General features: G+C 71.4%; 25 protein-coding genes. 16 read left to right on the top strand and 9 right to left on the bottom strand.

The genetic code is table 11. From position 1 onward, the window contains the following. Positions 1 to 122: 122 nt before the first annotated feature. Positions 123 to 827, bottom strand: coding sequence for an SDR family oxidoreductase (locus ACH47Z_RS32220; protein ID WP_399080014.1), 705 nt, complete (start codon positions 825 to 827; stop codon positions 123 to 125). A 416-nt stretch (positions 828 to 1243) separates the two neighbouring features. Between ACH47Z_RS32220 and ACH47Z_RS32215 the strand changes: the two genes are divergently transcribed. Beyond that, positions 1244 to 2044 (top strand): SAM-dependent methyltransferase, encoded by an 801-nt coding sequence (locus tag ACH47Z_RS32215; RefSeq protein WP_399080012.1) that lies wholly within the window; start codon positions 1244 to 1246, stop codon positions 2042 to 2044. 329 nt (positions 2045 to 2373) lie between these two features. Next, positions 2374 to 3852 (top strand): glutamate--cysteine ligase, encoded by a 1479-nt coding sequence (locus tag ACH47Z_RS32210; RefSeq protein WP_399080010.1) that lies wholly within the window; start codon positions 2374 to 2376, stop codon positions 3850 to 3852. A 6-nt stretch (positions 3853 to 3858) separates the two neighbouring features. Here the strand turns inward: ACH47Z_RS32210 and ACH47Z_RS32205 are convergent, their stop codons facing one another. The 3 genes from ACH47Z_RS32205 to ACH47Z_RS32195 form a co-directional block, all read right to left on the bottom strand. After that, a complete protein-coding gene (locus ACH47Z_RS32205; RefSeq protein ID WP_399080007.1) occupies positions 3859 to 4251 on the bottom strand; it encodes a S41 family peptidase in 393 nt (130 codons plus the stop codon). A 180-nt stretch (positions 4252 to 4431) separates the two neighbouring features. Further along, positions 4432 to 4848, bottom strand: a complete 417-nt coding sequence (locus ACH47Z_RS32200) for a nuclear transport factor 2 family protein (RefSeq protein ID WP_399080005.1) — start codon at positions 4846 to 4848, stop codon at positions 4432 to 4434. Between the two features lie 24 nt (positions 4849 to 4872). After that, on the bottom strand, positions 4873 to 5265 hold the full coding sequence (locus tag ACH47Z_RS32195) for a winged helix-turn-helix transcriptional regulator (protein WP_399080003.1): 393 nt from the start codon (positions 5263 to 5265) through the stop codon (positions 4873 to 4875). Positions 5266 to 5396: 131 nt separating this feature from the next. Between ACH47Z_RS32195 and ACH47Z_RS32190 the strand changes: the two genes are divergently transcribed. Together ACH47Z_RS32190 and ACH47Z_RS32185 are read left to right on the top strand one after the other, a co-directional pair. Next, a complete protein-coding gene (locus tag ACH47Z_RS32190) occupies positions 5397 to 6047 on the top strand; it encodes an FMN-dependent NADH-azoreductase (protein ID WP_399080001.1) in 651 nt (216 codons plus the stop codon). A 181-nt stretch (positions 6048 to 6228) separates the two neighbouring features. Continuing rightward, the gene (locus ACH47Z_RS32185; protein WP_399079999.1) at positions 6229 to 7041 is read left to right on the top strand and encodes a thioesterase family protein; all 813 of its coding nucleotides are present in this window, start codon (positions 6229 to 6231) and stop codon (positions 7039 to 7041) included. 13 nt (positions 7042 to 7054) lie between these two features. On the opposite strand, the gene ACH47Z_RS32180 is transcribed toward ACH47Z_RS32185, so the two are convergent. Together ACH47Z_RS32180 and ACH47Z_RS32175 are read right to left on the bottom strand one after the other, a co-directional pair. Continuing rightward, entirely contained in the window at positions 7055 to 7816 is a 762-nt protein-coding gene (locus tag ACH47Z_RS32180) for a cache domain-containing protein (RefSeq protein WP_399079997.1), read from the bottom strand. Between the two features lie 36 nt (positions 7817 to 7852). After that, complete coding sequence (locus tag ACH47Z_RS32175) at positions 7853 to 8593, bottom strand: FadR/GntR family transcriptional regulator (protein WP_399079995.1); 741 nt, start codon at positions 8591 to 8593, stop codon at positions 7853 to 7855. 119 nt (positions 8594 to 8712) lie between these two features. Here ACH47Z_RS32175 and ACH47Z_RS32170 point away from each other — a divergent pair, with 119 nt between their 5' ends. From ACH47Z_RS32170 to ACH47Z_RS32120, 11 genes are all read left to right on the top strand, one after another. Beyond that, complete coding sequence (locus ACH47Z_RS32170) at positions 8713 to 9744, top strand: ABC transporter ATP-binding protein (RefSeq protein ID WP_399079993.1); 1032 nt, start codon at positions 8713 to 8715, stop codon at positions 9742 to 9744. Positions 9745 to 9775: 31 nt separating this feature from the next. After that, a complete protein-coding gene (locus tag ACH47Z_RS32165) occupies positions 9776 to 10972 on the top strand; it encodes an ABC transporter substrate-binding protein (protein ID WP_399079991.1) in 1197 nt (398 codons plus the stop codon). A 3-nt stretch (positions 10973 to 10975) separates the two neighbouring features. After that, entirely contained in the window at positions 10976 to 11869 is an 894-nt protein-coding gene (locus ACH47Z_RS32160; RefSeq protein WP_399079989.1) for an ABC transporter permease, read from the top strand. Positions 11870 to 11881: 12 nt separating this feature from the next. Continuing rightward, positions 11882 to 12697 carry an ABC transporter permease gene (locus ACH47Z_RS32155; RefSeq protein WP_399079987.1) on the top strand — a complete coding sequence of 272 codons (816 nt, stop codon included), beginning with the start codon at positions 11882 to 11884 and terminating at the stop codon, positions 12695 to 12697. Between the two features lie 40 nt (positions 12698 to 12737). After that, positions 12738 to 13403 (top strand): maleylpyruvate isomerase N-terminal domain-containing protein, encoded by a 666-nt coding sequence (locus ACH47Z_RS32150; RefSeq protein WP_399079985.1) that lies wholly within the window; start codon positions 12738 to 12740, stop codon positions 13401 to 13403. Between the two features lie 53 nt (positions 13404 to 13456). Continuing rightward, positions 13457 to 13738, top strand: coding sequence for a hypothetical protein (locus ACH47Z_RS32145; protein WP_399079984.1), 282 nt, complete (start codon positions 13457 to 13459; stop codon positions 13736 to 13738). 190 nt (positions 13739 to 13928) lie between these two features. Next, positions 13929 to 15680, top strand: a complete 1752-nt coding sequence (locus ACH47Z_RS32140) for a carbohydrate binding domain-containing protein (RefSeq protein WP_399079982.1) — start codon at positions 13929 to 13931, stop codon at positions 15678 to 15680. Positions 15681 to 15816: 136 nt separating this feature from the next. Continuing rightward, positions 15817 to 16698, top strand: a complete 882-nt coding sequence (locus tag ACH47Z_RS32135) for a DMT family transporter (protein ID WP_399079980.1) — start codon at positions 15817 to 15819, stop codon at positions 16696 to 16698. Between the two features lie 170 nt (positions 16699 to 16868). Further along, positions 16869 to 17300: a hypothetical protein gene (locus ACH47Z_RS32130; protein ID WP_399079978.1), complete on the top strand. Its 432-nt coding sequence runs from the start codon at positions 16869 to 16871 to the stop codon at positions 17298 to 17300. Between the two features lie 191 nt (positions 17301 to 17491). Beyond that, complete coding sequence (locus ACH47Z_RS32125) at positions 17492 to 18718, top strand: hypothetical protein (RefSeq protein ID WP_399079976.1); 1227 nt, start codon at positions 17492 to 17494, stop codon at positions 18716 to 18718. Between the two features lie 80 nt (positions 18719 to 18798). Next, the gene (locus ACH47Z_RS32120) at positions 18799 to 19353 is read left to right on the top strand and encodes a universal stress protein (protein ID WP_399079974.1); all 555 of its coding nucleotides are present in this window, start codon (positions 18799 to 18801) and stop codon (positions 19351 to 19353) included. Positions 19354 to 19374: 21 nt separating this feature from the next. Here ACH47Z_RS32120 and ACH47Z_RS32115 read toward each other — a convergent pair whose 3' ends face one another. Continuing rightward, entirely contained in the window at positions 19375 to 19764 is a 390-nt protein-coding gene (locus ACH47Z_RS32115; protein ID WP_399079972.1) for a RidA family protein, read from the bottom strand. 120 nt (positions 19765 to 19884) lie between these two features. On the opposite strand from ACH47Z_RS32115, the gene ACH47Z_RS32110 reads away from it, so the two are divergent. After that, positions 19885 to 20835, top strand: a complete 951-nt coding sequence (locus tag ACH47Z_RS32110) for a LysR family transcriptional regulator (protein ID WP_399079970.1) — start codon at positions 19885 to 19887, stop codon at positions 20833 to 20835. Here the strand turns inward: ACH47Z_RS32110 and ACH47Z_RS32105 are convergent. Continuing rightward, a complete protein-coding gene (locus ACH47Z_RS32105) occupies positions 20801 to 21283 on the bottom strand; it encodes a carboxymuconolactone decarboxylase family protein (protein WP_399079968.1) in 483 nt (160 codons plus the stop codon). The genes ACH47Z_RS32110 and ACH47Z_RS32105 overlap by 35 nt on opposite strands. Positions 21284 to 21453: 170 nt before the next feature. Beyond that, positions 21454 to 21873: ATP-binding cassette domain-containing protein (locus ACH47Z_RS32100; protein ID WP_399079966.1), on the bottom strand; the 420-nt coding region annotated here is incomplete at its 5' end.

Genomic DNA, 21873 nt, shown 5'->3' with positions numbered 1-21873 from the left:
CTCTTCGTCGGAGAGCCCGGTCCGGACGGCCGCACCCGGCCGCCGAGGAGGTGCTCTGCGTCCTGAGCGGCGGCGTACCGCGCGGGCACCGGCACCGGCCGCGCGGCTCGCTACTCGGCTCGCTACTCGGCCAGCTGCGGATACAGCGCGGCCAGGTCTCCGGAGAGCCCCGCCTTCACGTTCCGGGTGACGTCGTCAGCGAGCACCTCGTACGCGCCGGACTCGACGCCGTCGAGGGCGAGGGCGGCGACGGCCTGCGGGGTGGACTTGGGGGCGTCGACGGCCGCGGTCATGTCGGTGTCGATGTAGGCGACGTGCAGTCCGGTCACCCCGATGCCGCGTGAACGCAGCTCCAGGCGCAGGGAGTTGGTCTGGGACCACAGCGCGGCCTTGGTGGCACTGTAGGAGCCTGCCACCCCGAGCCAGGAGAGCACGGAGTGGACGTTGAGGAGGTGGCCGCCGCCGTTGCGCTCGATCACCGGCACGAAGGCCCGGGTGACCTGCAGCGGGCCGTAGAAGTTGGCCTCGAACTCCCGCCGTACGACGTCGATGTCGGCATCGAGGAAGGATTGCGCGCCGAGCGAGACACCGGCGTTGTTGATCAGGAGGGTGACGTCCTGCGCCTGCGCGGCCGCGGCCGCGACGGATGCCGGGTCGGTGACCTCCAGGGCGAGCGGCACGGCGTCCGGGTGCGTCACGGTACGCGGGTCGCGGGCCGTGGCGTACACCTTCGCCGCGCCGCGCGCGTACAGCTCCTCCACCAGCGCCCTGCCCAGGCCGCGGCTGCCGCCGGTGACCAGGGCGACGGAGTCCTTGATCGCAGTCATGTTCATCTCCAGAGGGGAACCGATCGGTTTCCTTCACGGTAAACCGATCGGTTTCCAAGTTCAAGCGGAGGTCTCAGGTCACGTCACCCGGCCGGCCCGCCTCCGCTCGCCTCGGCGCGGCCGGCGGCGGAAGGTCTGAACAAGATCGGTGAGTCGATGCTTCGTCCGGCCGGTCTCCGAGTCGTCCCTCCGTGTCCGTGACAAGGCGGGCCGACCCACCGGGGGGCGGGGAGCGGTGAATCCATGCGCTCGGGTAGTTCCCCGCCCCATCGGACTCCGCCGCCTTGCCGCGCAGCCAGATGTGGGCGGCGTTCCGGGCAAGGGAACTGTGGTCACCGGCACGGAAGTTGATGTGGCAAGCTTTGGCCAACCGTTGACGGAACCGAGGCCGTGACGGTCATGGAGAGGAGCACAGCGTGACTCAGGACGGCGGCCGGGCCGTGCACATCGACACCAGCAAGCCCCATCCCGCGCGGATCTACGACTACCTCCTGGGCGGCAAGGACAACTACGAGGTGGACCGCCAGGCGGGCGAACAACTCGCCGCCCTCGCGCCCGAGGTGTGGATCTCCGTACGGGCCAACCGCGCCTTTCTCCAGCGTGCGGTCCGCTACGTCATCGACAGCGGTGTCCGCCAGATCCTCGACATCGGCACCGGGCTGCCCACCTCGCCGAACGTGCACGAGATCGCCCAGAAGCTGGCTCCGGACGTGCGCGTCGCCTACGTCGACAACGATCCGATCGTGAAGGCGCACGGCGACGCGCTGCTCAGCCGGTCGGGCACGACCAGCATCGTCCTCGCCGACCTGCGCGATCCGCAGTCCATCGTGGATCATCCCGAGGTCCGCAAGGTCATCGACTTCGGCCGGCCGGTGGCCCTGTTCCTCGTCGCCATCCTCCACTTCATCCGGGACGCGGACGAGCCCGAGCGGATCGTGGCCACCCTGCGCGACGCGCTCCCGGCGGGCAGCTTCCTGGTGCTCTCGCACGCGACGGGCGACTTCGCCGACGACCGCAGCGAGGCCGAGGCCGTGTACAACAGCGCGACCGCCACCATGAACCTGCGCTCCCGCGACGGGGTCGAACGGTTCTTCGCCGGGTTCGACCTGGTCGAACCCGGCCTGACCCAGGTCCCGTTCTGGCGCCCGGACACCACCCCGCCGGACGGCTCCGAGGAGATCGGCTTCTACGGCGCAGTCGCCCGCAAGACCGCCTGAGCCCGCGCAGGCACGGGTGCGTGTGCTGCCGCACGGCCGTGAATCCCGGCGTCCAGGCCGCCGGCCACGCTCCCCGTCACCCGTGCCCGGGAGCGTCAGCCGTGGTTCGCCGGCGGCAGCCGGGACGCCATCACGGTCCGGCACCGGTGGAACCACACCGCAGCGGCTCGTCCTTCGACGGCAACTCCCCCACTCACCGACCGCGTCCGACTCGATCACACACTGTGCACGCCCGCCGGCACCGGCGGGCTTCGCTCGCTTGGTGGCCCTCCCCTGATGGTGCGACGCTGGGTGGAGAGGTGTCCGACGAGGGGACTCCTGGAGGGCCGATGGGGCGCGATGTCCCGGCGCTCGTCTTCACCCGCGAGGACCGCCGCCGGTACCGGATCAAGATGCACGCGTGCCTCGACGCGCTGGCGCAGATGCTGCGCGAGGAACGGTTCGAGTCAGAGCGGCCCCAGGTCGGCCTGGAGATAGAGCTGAACCTCGTCGGAGACAAGGCCGAGCCCGCGATGCGCAACAGCGACGTGCTGGAGGCCATCTCCGACCCCGCCTGGTCCACCGAACTGGGCCGGTTCAACCTGGAGATCAACGTCCCGCCCCGGCGGCTGACGGCGGGCGGTCCCGACGCGTGGGAGGGCGAGATCCGGGCCGCGCTGAACCACGCCGACGAGCGGGCCCGGTCCGTCGGCGCCCGGCTGATCATGATCGGGATCCTGCCCACGCTGCGGCAGAAGGACATCGGCGAGGAGTCCCTGTCGGAGAACCCCCGCTACCGGCTGCTCAACGACCAGATCTTCGCGGCCCGCGGCGAGGACCTGCGTATCGAGGTGGACGGCGTCGACCGCCTGCGGACGTACGCGGACACGATCACCCCGGAGGCCGCGTGCACCAGCACCCAGTTCCATCTCCAGGTCTCCCCGGAGGAGTTCGCCCCCTACTGGAACGCGGCGCAGGCGATCGCCGGGGTCCAGGTCGGGCTGGCGGCGAACTCACCGTTCCTGTTCGGCAAGGAGCTGTGGCACGAGACCCGCATCCCGCTGTTCGAGCAGGCCACCGACACCCGCCCGGAGGAGATCAAGGTGCAGGGCGTACGGCCCCGGGTGTGGTTCGGGGAGCGGTGGATCAACAGCGTCTTCGACCTGTTCGAGGAGAACCTGCGCTACTTCCCGGCCCTCCTCCCGCTGTGCGACGACCAGGACCCGACCGACACCCTGGACCGCGGTGACATCCCCGACCTCGGCGAACTCACCCTGCACAACGGCACGATCTACCGCTGGAACCGTCCCGTCTACGCCGTCTCGCACGACGTGCCGCACATCCGCGTGGAGAACCGGGTGCTGCCCGCCGGCCCGACCGTCGCCGACACGCTCGCCAACGGCGCCTTCTACTACGGCCTCACCCGGGCCCTGGTCGAGGAGGACCGGCCGGTGTGGTCGCGGATGTCGTTCGCGGCGGCCGAGGACAATCTGCACACCGCCGCCCGGCACGGCATCGAGGCCCTGCTGTACTGGCCCGGCATGGGCGAAGTCCCGGTGCCGGAACTGGTGTTGCGGCGGCTGCTGCCGCTCGCCCACCGGGGCCTCTCGCTCTCCGGCATGGACGAGGCGTGGCGCGAGCCGCTGCTCGGCATCATCGAGCAGCGCTGTGTGACGGCACGCAACGGCGCGGTGTGGCAGAAGGAGGTGTTCCACCATCTCGAAGCCACCACGCGCACCGGCCGCCATGAGGCGCTGCGCCGGATGACCCAGCTGTACATCGACTACATGCATCTCAACGCCCCGGCGCACACCTGGCCGGTGGACTGATCCCCTTCAGTCGTGGCCGCCGAGCAGGTTGACCGCCGTGTCGAAGGCCCAGTCGCGGTGCTTCGCGAACTCCTCGTTCGGCAGGCCCGCGCTGACGCCGGAGCCGCCGGTGAGGACGGCGACCGGGCCGCTGTAGCGGGGCGCGTCGGCGGGGACGACGGGCACGGGCTCGGGGCGGGTGTGCCGGGTGGGGTCGGCGTAGGCGACGTACGGCGTGTCGGTCAGCCGCTGGGCGATGCGGATGTCGAGGCTGTCGGATCCGCCGCCGTTGACACGCAGGGCGATGACGAGCCCTTGAGCCGCTCGGTCCGCCCCGGGGTGAGCACGGTGTTCGACGCCCGGTCGAGTTCCGCCTGTTCGGCGGTGTGCGGCGCGTTCCCGGCGAGTCCCTGAGATCACGGGCGACGGTGAACTCCTCGACCCTGTCGTCGAGTTCCTGGCTCGGCATCTCGGTCCCGGTGGACCAGCGACCGGTACCGGTCGCGTCCGGCGTGCAGGACACCACCGTCCCCGTTCCGTCCCCTCCCGCACCATCCGGGGTCCCGGTGCGTCGGCACAGTGACAGGCCCCGCACCCGTCTCACTCGGGGCGGTGCACGCCGTTCAGGGGGACGCGTCGCGCGGTCAGCGTCCGGTGGCTGATCCGCCAGCCGTCGGGGGTGCGGACGAGGGTGTCGTCGTAGGTGACGGAGCCGCAGGTGCCGTCCGCCCTGATCCCCAGCCCCTTGGAACGGGCGCGCACCTGGCCGTCCGCCGTCTCGTGCACGACGACGTTGGTGACGTGATGGGCGACGGGATTGCCGTCCCCGAGTGCCAGCGACGCTTCCCGGAAGGCGGTGAGCCCCACGAGCGGGTCCTGGCCGAAGTCGGTCAGGTCGTAGACGACGTCCGGGGTGAACAGCTCGTCCATACGGTCGAGTTCACCGTCGTCCACGAAGTGACCGTGCAGCGCGATCAACTCGCCGATGGCGAGCCGCTCTTCAAGCGTCAGCGTCATGTACGTCCCCTCTCCGGCCGGTCGCTACGCCGATGTCCCGACCGCTCGCTCCCGCTCCGCCCCGGGACACTCCGGCGCGTCCGGGAGATGGACCTTCGCCCACTCCGCCAGCTCCCGGAGCGCGGGCTCCAGGGCGGCCCCGGCCTCGGTCAGCCGGTAGGACACGCGCAGCGGCGGGCCCTCGTCGACCTCGCGCACGACGAGACCGGCCGCGCCGAGTTCGGCGAGCCGGTCGGACAGCATGCGTTCGCTGATGCCGGGCACGGCCCGGCGCAGGTCGGCGAAGTGCGCGGGCTGTGCCACCAGGACGGCCACGATCGGTCCGCTCCAGCGCTTGCCCAGCAACTGGAAGACACGGGTGATGCCGTCGTCCACCCGCTTGCACGTCTCACTGTCGTGATTCCGGTCCACCGCCATGTGATCAGGGTACTACCCCGACGTAGGGGGGTGAAAAAAAGTAAGCCCCTATGCTATCCATAGTTAAGTACGAAACTTCAGCCCGCGCTGCTGCGGCGTCGGGCTGCCCCTTTCCGCCTTACGGAGTCCCCATGGCCACCTTGCTGCACATCGACTCGTCCGTGTTCCCGGCCGAGGCCTCGGCCTCGCGGGCCGTGACGGCCGCCTTCCGCGCGCACTGGGAGGAGCAGCACCCGGACGGCACGGTCGTCTACCGCGACCTGAACGCACAGCCCGTCCCGCACATCACCGCCGCCGCGCACATCGCCGGCTTCGTCGACCCGGCGACGCACACGCCCGAGCAGGCCGAGGCCTTCGCCGAGCGCGTCCGGCTGATCGAGGAGCTGGAGCAGGCGGACGCGGTGCTGATCGGCGCCCCCATGTACAACTACTCGATCCCCTCGACCCTCAAGACCTGGCTGGACAGCGTGATCCTCATGGGCCGCACCTCGGGCGAGACCAAGTCCGCCGGGGGCACCCCGGTGACCGTCGTCGCCAGCCGGGGCGGGTCGTACGAGCCGGGCACCCCGCGCGAGGCCTTCGAGTACGTGCGCAACTACCTCGGGGCCGTCCTCGGCGGCGGCCTCGGCCTGGACGTCGACTTCATCGTCCCGGAGCTGACCATGGCCCCGCAGAACCCGGCGATGGCCGAGCTGGTCCCGCTGTACGAGGCCTCCCGCGAGCGCGCCCTGGAGCAGGCTGCCACCAAGGCCAAGCAGCTCGCGGCACGCCTGGCCGCCTGAGCCGTCCCGACCGACCCGGGTGCCGCCGCAGGGCAGCACCCGGGTCGGCGTGGGTCAGTGCCCGAAGACCGTACCGGCCTCTCGAAGGCATGGAGACGATCAAGCCCGGCCCGTGAACCCGCCACGAGCAGGATGTACGGTGCACCTACCTGCCCCTGGCCACGCCGAGGAGAAACACCCGTTGTCCGCCAGCTACTTCGAACGCATCGACCGGCACCGCTACAAGCCCACCGCGCACGCGAGCGGCGCCTGGGATCCCGACGAGATGCACTTCAGCCCGCTCGCCGGACTCGTCGTCCACGCGATCGACGGATACCGCGCCGAGCGGCCGCGGGACGGACTGCTGCTGTCCCGGATCAGCTTCGACATCCTGGGACGGCTCGCCCTGGACGAGTGCGAGATCCGCGTGGAGTCGGTCCGGCCCGGCCGCACCATCGAACTTCTCGAAGCGGTCGTGGACATCGCGGGCCGAACGGCCGTACGGGCCCGCGCCTGGCTGCTCACCGAGGTCGACACCGGCGCGGTGGCCGGCGGCGCGGGCGCGCCCCTCACTCCGCCGGACGAGATCGCCTCGCAGTCGCTGACCTCCGTCTGGCCCGGCGGCCACTGCGCGTCCATCGACTTCCGGCCGGTCACTCCTCCGCAACCCGGCCGCACCACGGCCTGGATCTCCACGCACCTCGACCTCGTCGCCGACGAGCCGAGCAGCCCGCTCGCTTCCTACGCCGCCCTCATCGACACCGCCAACGGCATCGCCGTACGCCGCCCGCCGACCGAGTGGATGTTCCCCAACGTCGATCTGACGGTCCACCTCCACCGCCGGCCGGAGGGCCGCTGGGCCGGCATGGACACCACGGTCGTCTTCGGCCCCACCGGCCAGGGCCTCACCAGCACGGTCCTGCACGACCTCCACGGCCCGGTCGGCCGGGCCCAGCAGACCCTCACGGTACGGCCACTGCCGAACGGGCCCCAGCGGACGGTGCCCGGGGCATAGCGAAGGGACCTCCTCAGCCCATCACCAGCACCAGCGGCACGCCCCCGCACGGCACCAGGCGCATGCCCTCGTGTGCGGCAGGCCGGCCCGCGGTGAGGAGTTCGCCGAAGTCCGGGCCCCTGGTGAGGGAGCCGGCCAGGTGGCCGGGGTCGGCGGAGGCGGCGACGCGGCCGCGGGCGTTGACCAGACGGGCGGGGCGCGGCAGGCGCCGCAGCAGTGGCAGGACGGCGGCCTCGAAGTGCCGTAGGTACACGTCGGCGGCGGCCACTCCGGCGAAGTGCCCCTGGAACAGGACGGGTTCGGACAGGGTGAGGCTGTACTCGTCGGAGCAGAGATAGTCGACGTACGGTCCGGCCACGGCCCGGTGCCCGGTGTGGCGGGGCAGCGCGAACCAGTCCCAGTGGGTGTAGTCGGAGTACGGCGACCGCGCCGGATCGAGGTCGAGCAGCAGCGGCCGTATCGCGCCATCGGCGCCCGACTGCCACCACTCCAGCCAGGCGGGTACGTCGTCGAGCAGGCCGGGGGCCGCGACGAAACCGGCGCCGGAGACCAGGTCCTCGCTCGTCAGGTGCCGGTGCAGTCCGGGGCGCAGGGCGGCGAGGTCCGCGCTGGCCGGCTGGCGGCCCTGTGCGGCCACCCGGTGGAGCAGGGCCGTCGCCTCGGCGCGGATCGCGGTGACCGTCTCGAAGACGGCCTCCAGCGCGCCGCCGGCCTGTGTGGCCACCCAGGTCTCCGGGTCCGTGTCCACGGTGGCGAGCGGGGGGCTCCAGCCCATGGTGTCCTCCAGCGGACGGAACCGGACGCGGCGCGGTCAGAGGGCGAGGCGTACGGCGACGAGCCGCGCCACAGGCTCCCTGACGCACCGCTCGGCCAGCGTGCCGGCCGTTTCGTGGGCCCCATCCTGCACGGCGGAGATCACGGCGCGATGGCGGTCCGCAACTTCTTCACGAAACGCGTCGTCGGCGAGGACGAGGCAGAGCAGGGCGCCGATCTCGCTCTGGAGGGCGACCTGTTCGCGGGTGAGCCGGGCGGACTGGGCGGCGGCCGCGAGTTCGACATGGAAGCGGCCGTACAGCCTGCCGCGCGCCGCCGCGTCCTCGGCCTGGGCCAACTCCTTGGCGGTACGGAGCAGTTGGCCCAGCTCGTCGGGTTCGGTGCGCTGGGCGGCGAGGCGGGCGGCGGCACCGGAGAGCGCGGCCCAGTGGTCGCCGAGGTCGCGCAGTTCCTCGGTGCTCCAGCCGCGCAGCCGTGCCCTCAGCCGGTCCTCGGCGGGGACTTCGGGCACGGAGACGAAGCTGCCGCCACCACGGCCCCGGCGGGTGGTGACCAACCCCCGTTGCCGCAGGGCCATGAGGGCCTCGCGCAGGGTGACGGTGGAGACGCCGAGCTGTCCGGCCAGCTCGACCTCGCCGGGGAGTTGTTCGCCGTCGGCGAAGAGGCCCAGCTCTATGGCGTCGCCGATGCGGCGCACGACCGCGTCGACCCGGGCCCGGCTGTCCACCGGGCTGAGGACGGCCTTGCGGGCGGCGCCCTCGATCTCGTCCTGCTTCACGGCCACCCACCTTGTGCGCTGACTCAAGCTTTACCCTAAGGGGCTCTTGAGCGATGAACTATGACTTCATATCTTTACGCTCCATCGGCCAACGTACAGCGCGCCAGAAAGGTTCCCGTATGGAGGGAATTGCGATCCGGCTGCAGGACCTGCGGAAGTCGTTCGGCGAGACGACCGCCGTGGCCGGGGTCGACCTGGAGATCCGGGACGGGGAGTTCTTCTCCATGCTCGGCCCCTCCGGGTCCGGCAAGACGACGGTCCTCAGGCTCGTCGCCGGGTTCGAGACCCCGGACCGGGGCCGGATCGAACTGGCCGGGCAGGAGGTCACCGGCCTCGCCCCGTTCGAGCGGGACGTGCACACCGTGTTCCAGGACTACGCCCTGTTCCCGCACATGACGGTCGAGCAGAACGTCGCCTACGGCCTGAAGGTCCGCAAGGTGCCCAAGGCCGAACGCCTCGTGCGCGCCCGCAAGGCCCTCGCCGAGGTTCGCCTGGAGGGCTACGGCCAGCGGCGCCCGGCCCAGCTCTCCGGCGGCCAGCGCCAGCGCGTCGCCCTGGCCCGCGCGCTGGTCGGCCGGCCCCGGGTGCTGCTCCTGGACGAACCTCTGGGCGCCCTGGACCTGAAGCTGCGCGAGCAGATGCAGACCGAACTCAAGGCGATCCAGCGGGAGGTCGGCATCACCTTCGTCTTCGTCACCCACGACCAGGAGGAGGCCCTGACCATGAGCGACCGCATCGCCGTGTTCGACCAGGGCCGCATCGCCCAGGTCGGCACCCCCGCCGAGATCTACGAACGTCCGGCCACTTCCTTCGTGGCCTCCTTCGTCGGCACCTCGAACCTGCTCGACGGGGAGGCGGCGCACCGGATCACCGGCACGCCGGGCACGTACAACATCCGGCCGGAGAAGATCCGCGTGCTGAAGGAGTCCGCCGAGGCCGACGAGCCGGACCACGCCGTCGCCACCGGCACCGTCGCCGACGTCGTCTATCTCGGCGACGCCACCCGCATCACGGTCGATCTCGACGGCGGCGGCCGGCTCACCGCGCTCCAGCAGAACCTCGAGACCTCCTCCGCGGACGTCGCCGCCTACCGCGGCACCCGGGTGCGCCTGACCTGGCACCGCCGGCACGCCGTCCCCCTTCCTTCCTGACCTCTGCCCGCCGCTCCCCCTGGAGAACGCCGTGCGTCTCAACCGCATCCCCCGGGCCGCCGCCGTGGCCGCCGCGCTGCTGCTCGCCGCCGCCTGCGACTCCTCCGGCTCCGGCGGCTCGTCCGCCACGGGACTCAACCCGCCCGCCCTGAAGGCCCCGACGAAACTCGGCGCTCCGGAGGGCCAGGTGAACCTGATCGCCTGGGCCGGTTACGTCGAGGACGGCTCCAACGACCCCAAGGCCGACTGGGTCCACGCCTTCGAGAAGCGGACCGGCTGCCAGGTCCACTCCAAGGTCGCCGCCAGCTCGGACGAGATGGTCAAGCTGATGAAGACCGGCGAGTACGACGCCGTCTCCGCCTCCGGCGACGCCTCCCTGCGCCTGATCGCCTCGGGCGACGCGGCCCCCGTCAACACCGACCTGGTCCCCAACTACCAGGACATCTTCCCCGGGTTGAAGAACGGCGCCTGGAACTCGGTGAAGGGGCAGATGTACGGCATCCCGCACGGCCGGGGTGCCAACCTGCTGATGTACAACACCGAGAAGGTCAGGCCGGCGCCCACCTCGTGGTCGGCCGTCTTCGACGGCGCCGCGCGGTACAAGGGGCACGTCACCGCGTACGACTCGCCGATCTACATCGCCGACGCGGCCCTGTATCTCAAGGCCACCAAGCCCGAGTTGAGGATCCAGGACCCGTACGCGCTGGACCAGAAGCAGTTCGACGCGGCCGTGGCCCTGCTCAGGCAGCAGAACAAGGACGTCGGCGAGTACTGGAGCGACTATCTGAAGGAGGTCTCCGCCTTCAAGAGCGGTGACTCGGTGGTCGGGACCACCTGGCAGGTCATCGCGAACCTCGCCGCCTCCGAGGGCGCGAAGGTCAAGGCGCTGGTGCCGAAGGAGGGTTCGACCGGCTGGTCCGACACGTGGATGGTGTACAGCAAGGCCAAGCACCCCGACTGCGCCTACAAGTGGCTCGACTGGATCGTCTCGCCGAAGGTGAACGCCCAGGTCGCCGAGTACTTCGGCGAGGCCCCGGCCAACTCCAAGGCGTGCGCCGAGACCAGCGACAAGAACTTCTGCGCGGTCTACCACGCCGCCGACGAGACCTACTGGAAGAAGATCGCCTTCTGGAACACCCCCATCGAGCAGTGCCTCGACGGCCGCAAGGACGTGACGTGCGTGCCGTACGCGAAGTGGGTGCAGGCCTGGACCGAGATCAAGGGCTGAGCCATGGCGAGCGACGCGACGACCGCCGCCGGCCGGGACACCGTCCGGCGGCTCGCCGGGAGCCTGCACCGCAGACCCCGGCTGCGGCTGACCCTGCTGCTCACCGCCCCGCTGCTGTGGCTGGCCGTCCTGTACCTCGGCTCGCTGGCGGTGCTGTTCGCCTCCGCGTTCTGGACGACGAACTCCTTCACCTCGCAGGTCGTGAAGGTCTGGTCGACGGACAACTTCCACGAGCTGTTCACCACGCCCGTCTTCCGCGAGGTGATCCTGCGCAGTGTCGGCGTGGCGCTCGCGGTGACCGTGCTGTGCGCACTGATCGCCTTCCCGGTCGCCTTCTACACCGCGCGGGTGGCGAAGCCGCGGTGGCGGCCGCTGCTCGTGGTGGCCATCCTCACTCCGCTGTGGGCGAGTTACCTGGTCAAGGTGTACGCCTGGCGGCTCATCCTGTCCCAGGGCGGTCTCGCCGACTGGATGCTCGCGCCGTTCGGCCTGAGCGGTCCCGGCTTCGGCCTGCCCGCCACGGTCCTCACACTGACGTACCTGTGGCTGCCGTACATGATCCTGCCGATCCACACGGCTCTCGAACAGCTTCCGGCGAGCCTGCTCGACGCCTCGGCCGACCTCGGGGCGCGGGCCGGGCGGACCTTCCGCTCGGTGGTGCTGCCGATGGTGCTGCCATCGGTCGCGGCCGGCTCGGTGTTCACCTTCTCGCTCAGCCTCGGCGACTACATCACCGTGCAGATCGTCGGCGGCAAGACGCAGTTGATCGGCAATCTCGTGTACTCCAACATCGAACTCAACCTGCCCATGGCCGCCGCGCTCGGCACGGTCCCCGTCGTCGTGATCGTCCTGTACCTGCTGGCGATCCGCCGTACGGGCGCCCTGAACAGCCTGTAGGAGGGGAGCGCCATGCATCTCAGCCGTACCGCGCGCATCGGCCTGCGCGCCGGCGCCGGGCTCGGTTTCGCGGTGATCTACGTGCCGCTGCTGCTCGTCCTCGTCAACTCCCTGAACCCGGACCGCAGTGCGAGCTGGCCGCCGCCGGGGCTGACCGGGCACTGGTGGTCGGTGGCCGCGCACAACTCCGGTGCGCGGCAGGCGCTGTGGGTCTCGGTGAAGGCGGGCCTGGGTGCCACGGCGATCGCGCTCGTGCTGGGCACGCTCATCGCGTTCGCCGTGGCGCGGCACCGCTTCTTCGGCCGTGACACGGTCTCGTTCATCGTGGTCCTGCCGATCGCGCTGCCCGGCATCGTCACGGGCATCGCCCTCAACTCGGCCTTCGGCACGGTCCTTTTGCCGCTGGGCGTGGGCCTCGGGCTGTTCACCGTCGTGATCGGCCACGCCACGTTCTGCATCGTGGTGGTCTTCAACAACGTGGTCGCCCGGCTGCGCCGTACGGCCGCGTCGTACGAGGAGGCGGCCATGGACCTCGGCGCGACCACGTTCCGCGCCTTCGCCGACGTGACCTTCCCGTTGGTCCGCTCCGCGCTGCTGGCGGGCGGCCTGCTCGCCTTCGCCCTGTCCTTCGACGAGATCGTGGTCACCACGTTCACGGCGGGGCCGGGCATCGAGACCCTGCCCATCTGGATCTTCGACAACATGACCCGGCCTCAGCAGGCCCCGGTGGTCAACGTGGTGGCGGCCGTGCTCGTCCTGCTGTCGGTGATCCCGATCTACGTCGCCCAGCGCCTGTCCGGGGACACGGCGACGTCGAGCCGGGTGTGACACCCTGGACGGCCGGTACGGCGGATGAACAGGGGGACGCATGAACACACCGGCACGGGTGCTGCGCGCGGCGTACGAGGCCGCCTCGACGGTGGTCGCGGACCTGGGCGACGCGGAGTCGTGGCTGCCGAGCGGCTGTACCGGCTGGGCGGTCCGCGATCTCGTCTTCCACTGCCTCGGTGATGCCCAGCGCGCCCTGGTCGCCCTGCACACGCCCGCGTCCGAGCCGGTGGACCGGGACGCGGTGACGTACTGGCAGGACTGGGCGCCGAACACCACCGGGGCGGCGAACGGCCGGCGCTGGGTGCGGGTGAGCGCGACCATGTTCCTGGACTTCGGCCAGTTGCGCGGCCTGTATCTGGAGACGCTGGCGGCGGCCGTGCACGCGGCGGAGGCGACCGATCCCGCCCGGCCTGTCGCCACCCAGGGACATGTGCTGACGGCCGGGGACCTGATGACCACCCTCGCGGTGGAGGCGACCGTCCACCACCTGGACATGACGGCCGGCCTCCCGCTCGCCCCGGGACCGTCATCCGAGGGGCTGGCCGCGGTGCGCGCCACCCTGGACGCTCTGCTCGGCCGGCCCGCGCTCCCGGCATGGAGCGACGCGCACTACGCGCGCGTCGGCACCGGCCGGGCTCCGCTCACCGAGGCCGAGCGCGCCGCCCTGGGCGCGGCGGCGGACCGGTTCCCGCTGTTCGGCTGACACCACCTGCGCGGTGCGGGGCGGGCCGGGCGGGTTGATGGAAACCTGCGGGCATGAACAACCCACCCAGCATCAACAGTTACGTCGACCGTGTCACCGCGGGCCCCGGCGGCGCGCTGACCGAGGAGATCGGGGTCGTCACCGGCGAGCTGACCATCGCCACGATCCTCCTGTCCGACGGTCACAGTGCGCGGGTCGCCGTCCAGCAGCCCGGAAGCGACACCTGGTACACCCTCAGCGGCAGCCCGGCCCCCGTGCCCGCCGGGCAACTCGCCGCCTATCACCGGGATCTGCTGGGCCGCGTCCGGCGCGGCGGCGGCACCCGGGCCAGCTGAGAACCGCTGACGTAACAGCCCGTCAATATTCGTACGGATCCGGACGATTGACTCCTTCATGAACACGCAAAAGGCGGCTCCCACACCTTGACCGGGGTTTGGTCCAGACCAATCATGGCCTAGACCAATAGCCCGGCCGGGCTGCTCGACCCCGCTCGATCGCCTGTCGTTCGCTATCCGGGAGTACCCGATGACACGTCCGAGATCCATACGCGCCCTGCTCACCGGCGTGGCCACTTTGGCCGCGTCCGCGGGGCTCGCCCTGAGTGCCACCGGCACGGCCCAGGCGGCGACTCCGCTGCCCGCACACGTCTTCGCGCCCTACTTCGAGGCCTACAGCGGCGACAGCCCCGCCGCACTCTCCCAGGCCTCCGGCGCCAAGTACCTGACCATGGCGTTCCTCCAGGCCGACAAGAAGGGCTCCTGCACCCCGTACTGGAACGGCGACACCGGCAGGCCGGTCGACTCCTCCGTCTTCGGCTCCGACTTCTCCACCATCCGCTCGCGCGGCGGCGACGTGATCCCCTCCCTCGGCGGCTACGCGGCCGACAACGGCGGCACCGAGATCGCCGACAGCTGCACGAACGTCGACTCCATAGCCGCCGCCTACGAGAAGATCATCACGACGTACGACGTCTCGCGGCTCGACATGGACGTCGAGGACAACTCGCTCACCGACACCGCGGGCATCGACCGCCGCAACCAGGCCATCAAGAAGGTGCAGGACTGGGCGGCCGCGAACCGGCGCTCGGTGCCGTTCTCGTACACCCTCCCGACCACGACGACCGGACTCGCCGACAGCGGGCTCGCCGTGCTGCGCAGCGCGAAGAACGCGGGCGCCAAGGTGGACGTCGTCAACATCATGACGTTCGACTACTACGACGGCGCCACCCACCACATGGCGACCGACACCCAGACGGCCGCGAGCGGACTGCACGACCAACTCGCCTCGCTGTACCCGAACCTGTCGGACAGTCAACTCTGGAACACGATCGGCGTCACCGAGATGCCCGGCGTGGACGACTACGGCCCGGCGGAGACCTTCACCACCGCCGACGCGACGAGCGTGTACGACTGGGCGGTCGCCAAGGGCATCAACACCCTCTCCTTCTGGGCCCTCCAGCGCGACAACGGCGGCTGCCCCGGCGGCAGCGCCTCCGACACCTGCTCCGGCATCGCCCAGGACACCTGGTACTTCAGCCACACCTTCGAGCCCTTCACCGGCGGTACGACGACACCGCCCGCCAACGACTTCAGCGTCTCCCTGTCCCCCGGTACCGCCGCGGTCGCCCCCGGCGGCACGACGACGGCGGCCGTGAGGACGTCGGTGACCTCCGGCAGCGCCCAGAGCGTCGACCTGGCCGTGAGCGGCGCGCCGAGCGGAGTGACCGCCTCCCTCAGCCCCACCTCCGTCACCGCGGGCGGCACCTCCACCCTCACCGTGCGGACCAGCGCCTCGACGGCACCCGGCACCTACCCCCTGACCGTCACCGGCACGGCCGGCCCGGTCCGGCACAGCTCCACGTTCACCCTGACGGTGAACGGATCCGGCGGCGGCACGACCGTCCTCACCAACGGCGACTTCGAGACCGGCTCGCTCACACCATGGACGTGCGACAGCGGGACGACGGTGGTCTCCTCGCCGGTGCACGGCGGCTCCCACGCCCTGAAGACCACACCGTCGGCCTCCCGGACCGGCCAGTGCACACAGACCCTGGCCCTGAAGCCCGACACCGCGTACACGCTCAGCGGCTGGGTGCAGGGACCGTACGCCTACCTGGGCGTCAGCGGGGGCGCGACGGCCGACACCTGGGCCTCGGCCACGTCGTGGTCGAAGCTGACGGTGCCGTTCACCACCGGCTCCTCGGGCACGGTCACGGTGTACGTCCACGGCTGGTACGGACAGGGCTCGGTGTACGCCGACGACCTGACCCTCGGCTGACCACCCGCTCCTCCACAGGCCCCGCCCGGTCCCCGCCGGGCGGGGCCGCGGTGCGCCCGGCACACGGGCGGTGCCTTCCGTACGCTGAAGGGACGCGAGGCTCCTTCGGGAGACGTCCCGCAGGCAGGAGACGGTCGTGATCGAACTGGCCGCGGCGTTCGCCGTCACGGGAGCGGCGAGCAACGCCATGGGCACCGCCTTCCAGCGCAAGGCGGCGTCCACGTCCAGCCACAGCGGGATCCGGCTGGTCGCGGAGCTGGCGCGGCGGCCCTTCTGGATGATCGGCATGTGCGGTGTGGTCGGCGCCGCGCTGTTCCAGAGCCTGGCCCTGGTCAATGGCCCGCTCGCGCTGGTCCAGCCCCTGTTCATCCTGGAACTGCCGTTCGCACTGCTCATCGCCGCCCCGCTGATGCACAAGCGGATGCCGCGCTCGGGCTGGTGGGGCGTGGCCGGCTGCGTGGCGGGCCTCGCGGTCCTCCTCATGGCGGCCGCCCCGCACGGCGCCACCGACCAGGCGCCGCTCACCCGCTGGATCCCGGCCCTGTGCCTGTGCCTGGGCGGCATGGCCGCGGCCGTCCTGCTGTCCGGCCGGGGCCACGCGCCGGCCCGGCGTGCCGCGCTGCTCGCGGCCGCCTCCGCGACCGGCAACGCCCTGACCGCCGCCCTGCTGAAGTCGGCCAGCGGCACCTTCGCCGACCACGGCTTCGGCGCCTTCCTGCGGTCCTGGCAGACGTACGGCTTCGCGCTCGCCGGAGTCGCCGCGGTGATCCTGCTGGAGAACGCGCTCCAGGCCGGTCCGCTGGTCGCCGCCCAGCCGGCGCTCACGATCGGCGACGCGATGGTGAGCCTCGCGCTCGGCATGACCTTGTTCGGGGAGCGCATCCGCACGGGCTGGTGGCTCGTACCGGAGGCCGCCGGCGCGCTGCTGATCGTCGCGGGCGTGGTGGTCCTCAGCCGGGCCGTCCAGCACATCACCGCGGTGCCGGTCGCGGCGGAGCGGCGGCACGCGGAGACGTGACGAGACTTCCGGTACGAGCGTTCCGCCTGGCCGGATGTCGCTGTTGACCAGGTTGGTCCGCCCATGACACGTTCGGCCTGCCCCGGCCGAGCGGACGGGGCAGGCCTTCTGGAGGGAGACGCATGATGGCGTTACGCGGGAGACGCACGCGACTGCGGGCAGCCGTCACGATGACCACGGTGGTGATCGCGGCGGTCGCGGCCGGACCCACCGCAGTCGCGGCGAGCACGCACGCGCCCGGTACCGCGACACCGGTCGCCGCGGGCGTGCTCAGCGATCCCACCCCGGAGGAGCAGGAGCACCTCAGGGAGGTGGCCGGTTCGATCTGGACGCCGGAGCTGGCCGCCGGGTGGAACATGAACTCCGACGTGGCCGACGTCCTGTCGACCGCCACCGGAGAGATCCTCAAGTGCAGCGAGGCCTTCGCGCTCGTCCCGCGCCCGCCCGGGTTCCTCCCCGGGATCGGCTACCTGCTCAGCTACTGGAAGAACCTCCGCGACTACTTCCTCGTCGTGAGGGACAACCGCACCTACCGCGCCTGTGTCGTCACGGCCGCCAACAACTACCGCACACAGATCGAGATCGCCTCGATGGGCATCTGAACCGCCGGGCGGGACAAGGCCATCTGCTGGACCATCCAGGTGACGCCACGTCCCGCTCGGCGGCCCCTTTGCACGCCACGCCGATCCGATAGGCATGCTTATCCGCTTATCCGCCCTAGGGTGCGTGATGTCCGGAGTCTCACCTGAGGGGGCGCACAACGCGTCAGGGCAGGGCGCGGGTTGGGATGGCGATGAGTGGAATCAGCCGCCGGGACGTGGCGCGTCTCGGGATCGGTGCCGGGATCGGAGTGGCCGCCGCCTCGTTGGCCGGGTGCGGGGGCAAGGGCGAGCACGAGGGGGCACCGGCGCCGGGGGCGGCCCGGCTGATCGGGGACGGCTCGACGTCGTACACCGGACGGCAGCCCTATCAGCCGCCCCCGCCCGAAGCCCTGGAACCCGGCGAGACCCCGCCGCAGTTCGTGGTGTTCTCCTGGGACGGCGCCGGCGAGGTGGGCACCGGTCTGTTCCCGCGCTTCCTGCAACTCGCCCAGGACCACGGCGCACACATGACGTTCTTCCTGTCCGGCCTCTATCTGCTGCCGGAGGACAAGAAGCGGCTGTACCGCCCGCCGAACAACCCCGCCGGCGCCTCCGACATCGGCTACCTCACCGACCACCATGTCAAGGAGACGCTGACGTACGTGCGTCAGGCCTGGCTCGACGGCCACGAGATCGGCACGCACTTCAACGGCCACTTCTGCACCGGGCCCGGTTCGGTCGCCAACTGGACCCCGGCGCAGTGGCGTTCGGAGATCGAGCAGGCCCGGTCGTTCGTCACGTCCTGGCGTACGCACACCGGTTGGCACGGCGCTCCGCCGCTCCCCTTCGACTACGACAAGGAGCTGGTGGGCGGCCGCACCCCGTGCCTGCTCGGGCAGGCGAACCTGCTGCCGGTCGCGCGGGAACTGGGCTGGCGCTACGACGCGTCCTCACCGGGCGGGCTGCAACGCTGGCCGCGGAAACGGAACGGCGTCTGGGACCTGCCGCTGCAGAGCATCCCCTTCCCGGGCCGCACGTTCGAGGTGCTGTCCATGGACTACAACATGCTCGCGAACCAGTCCAAGAACACGACGAGGGCACCGTCGTACAACTACCCCTACTGGCGCGCCCAGGCGACCCAGGCGTACCTGGCCGGGTTTCAGCGGGCGTACGAGACCAACCGGGCACCGTTGTTCATCGGCAACCACTTCGAGGTGTGGAACGGCGGCATCTACATGGACGCGGCCGAGGAGGCCCTCAAGCAGATCGCCGGCCGGGAGGACGTGCGGCTGGTCTCCTTCCGGCAGTTCGTCGACTGGCTCGACGCCCAGGACCCGGCGCTGCTCGCGCGGCTGCGCCGCCTCCAGGTCGGCGAGAAGCCGGACGGCGGCTGGACCGCGTTCCTGCGCCCGGCCGAGCGCTCCCCCGGCGCTGCGTGACCACTGCCCCCTCCGGACAAGGCCACTTTCCCTTGATTGGACTTTGCCCAGGCGGGATTGGCCTTCCTGGCGTGGGCGGCATGGCACCACACGGATCGACAGATGGCGGGCGGACCGCGGACGTCGTCGTCGGGGTGAGCGACTCGCTCGCCGGGCCGGCCGCGCTGCGCCGGGGCATCGTGGGGGCCCGCAGAAGCGGCCGCAGGCTGGTGGCCGTCCGGGCCTGGGAACCACCGGAGGGCGAGGCGCTCGCCCGGCGCCGGCCCGAGCCGGCCTGGACCCATATGTGGGCGGACGAGGCGCGGCAGCGGCTGGACCGTGCCTTCGAGCTGGCACTCGGCGGGCCGCCGGCGGATCTGCGGATCGTACGGCGCGTGGTCCGGGGCCCGGCCGGACCGGTGCTGTGCTCGATCGCGTCCCGCCCGGACGACCTGCTGGTCATCGGCGCGGCCCGGCCACGGGGCCCCGTCTCCCGGCTGCTGCACCGCAGGCCGGTACAGCGGCACATCCTGGCGCGGGCCGAGTGCGAGGTGCTGGTGGTGGCCGGTCCCCGGCTGCTCCCGCACGAGGCGCGGCTGCTGCGGCGCGGTGACCTCGTGGAACGGCGCCGTCGCCGTACACCCGCGCACCGGTGACCGGCCGGCCGCCGCATGGGGTCAGCCGGTGCGGCGGCGGGCGTACACCTCGATCTCGATCTTCATACGGGGGTCGGAGAGGCCGCACTCCAGCATGGTCGCGGCCGGCCGGATCTCGCCGAAGCAGCGCCGCAGCACCGGCCAGCAGGGCTCGAAGTCCGCGCGGTCGGGCAGCAGATAGCGCACGCGCACCACGTCGGCGAAGGTGCACTGCGCCTCGGCGAGCGCGGCCTCGATGTTGCGCAGGCACTGCTCGGCCTGGGCCACCACGTCGTCCGGGATCGTCATCGTCGTGTAATCGAATCCGGTGGTCCCGGACACATGCACCCAGTCGCCGTCGACCACGGCACGGGCGTAACCGATCTGCTCCTCGAAGGTCGAGCCGCTGAGGATCGCGCGTCGCTCTGTCATGCGCCGAACGCTAGGTGACCAGGACCGATACGTCTAATACAGTCAGTGGCATGGGTCGATATCGCGGTCGATATCGCGGGAGACACGGACCGGCTGACACCTCCTGATATCTCTGGACACATGGACCGCCCCGAACTGCCCCTGCCGCAGCTGCACGCGTTCGTCGTGCTCGCCGAGGAACTGCACTTCGGCCACGCGGCCGCCCGCCTGGGCGTCGCCCAACCCCCGTTGAGCCAGCAGATCCGCCGGCTGGAGGAGAAGGTCGGGTATCCGCTGTTCGACCGCGCCCCGGGCCGGGTCGCGCTCACCCCGGCCGGCCGTGCCCTGCTGCCGGCCGCCCGGCGGGCGCTGGCCGGGCTCGCCGACGGGCTGGCCACGGCGCGGGCCGTCGGCAGCGGGCGGGCCGGGCGGCTGCGGATCGGTTTCGCCGCCTCCCTGGCGCTGACCGTGCTGCCGGGCCTGCTGCGTGACTTCCGGCAGCGCTTCCCTCAGGCGCACCTCGACATCCACGAGATGACGACGGCACCACAGCTCGACGCCCTGCGCGACCGGACGATCGACATCGGCCTGCTGCGCGAACCGCCGGCCGGCCCGTCCGAGCTGGGCTTCCGGACCGTCCTCAGCGAGCCGTTCGTGGCCGTCCTGCCGGCCGCGCACCCGCTGGCCGCCCAACGGACCGTGCCGCTCGGCCGGTTGGCCGGCGAACCGTTCGTACTGCTGCCGCGAGCGGTGGGCCCGCAGCTGTACGACCGGATCACCGGCCTGTGCGAGACGGCGGGGTTCACGCCCCGGATCGCACAGCACGCGGTGGAGTGGCAGACGGTGTGCGCGCTGGTGGAGACCGGGCTGGGGGTGTCGGTGGCGCCGGCGAGCATCCGCCGTATCCGGCTCAAGGGTGTCGCGTTCCGCCGGATCGAGCCCGGCACCGCCCGCACCCGGGTCGCGGTCGCATGGCGCGAGGGCGACGCCAATCCCCTGGTCACCCAGTTGCTGGCGACGATCGATCAGGGCGCCCCCAGGCCCCTCCCGGGCCCGGTCAGCGCTCCGGCCGCACCGGATGACCGCTCATGATCGAGACCCGGTTGAAGGCGTTGATGGTGACGGCCACCCAGATCACCGCCGCGATCTGGTCGTCGGTGAACACGTCCCGCGCCGCCGCGTAGGCCGCGTCCTGCGCGCCGGTGTCGGCGGCGGCGGTGGTCGCCTCGGCGAGCGCCAGCGCGGCCCGTTCGGCGGGCGTGAACAGCTCGGTCTCCCGCCAGGCAGGGAGCACACCGAGGCGCTCCGGCGTGTCGCCCGCCCGCAGCGCGGCCCGGGTGTGCACGTGCAGGCAGTAGGCGCAGCCGTTGATCTGCGAGACACGGAGGTTGACCAGCTCCACGAGGGTGCGGTCCAGGCCGGCGTCGGCGGCCGCCGCCCGAACCGCCTCGGAGGTCTGCACCAGCGCGTGATACGGCTTGGGGCTCTGCTTGTCGATGAAGATCCGCCGGGTGGCGCCGGCCTGGACGTCACTGGTCAACCTGGACTCCTCCGGGTTCGGTGGCCCACATCTTGCCAGGAGTGCGCGGAACCGGCTTGGGGCTGTACTCACACCACACTTGTTTCCTATTAAACTATCATGGAGAACAGCCGGGCGAGGAGCGGTTCTCCTCGCCCGGCTGGGTCGGTCGGCCCGCGCGTTCACCCTCGTCAGGAAGGCGAGACGGTGAGGTCGCTCTCCTCGGGGAGTCCCTCGGTGTCGACGCCGCGTACCTGGGCCAGTTCGTGCTTGAGCGCGGCGAGTTCGGCACCGCCGGCCATGTAGGCGTGATGGGGGTTGTGGGTGATGAAGATGACGCCCAGACCCCGGTCACGCGCGGCGGCGATGTACTTCAGCACCACACCCGACTGCTTGACCCCCAGGGCGGCGGTCGGCTCGTCCAGGATCAGCACACGCGCGCCGAAGTGGACGGCACGGGCGATGGCCACGCACTGGCGCTGACCGCCGGACAGGGTCCCGATGGGCTGCTCGAGATCGTCCAGGACGATGCCCATGTTCCGCAGCTCCTGGTCGGCCGTCTCCTTCATCTGCGCGATGTCCAGCCGCCGCAGCGGCCAGGGCCCCTTGGT

The sequence above is a fragment of the Streptomyces sp. NPDC020192 genome, assembly GCF_044388685.1.
Taxonomy (GTDB): Bacteria; Actinomycetota; Actinomycetes; order Streptomycetales; family Streptomycetaceae; genus Streptomyces.
Note: the sequence above shows the minus strand (reverse complement) of the source record. Positions and strands in the feature narration are given on the sequence as shown.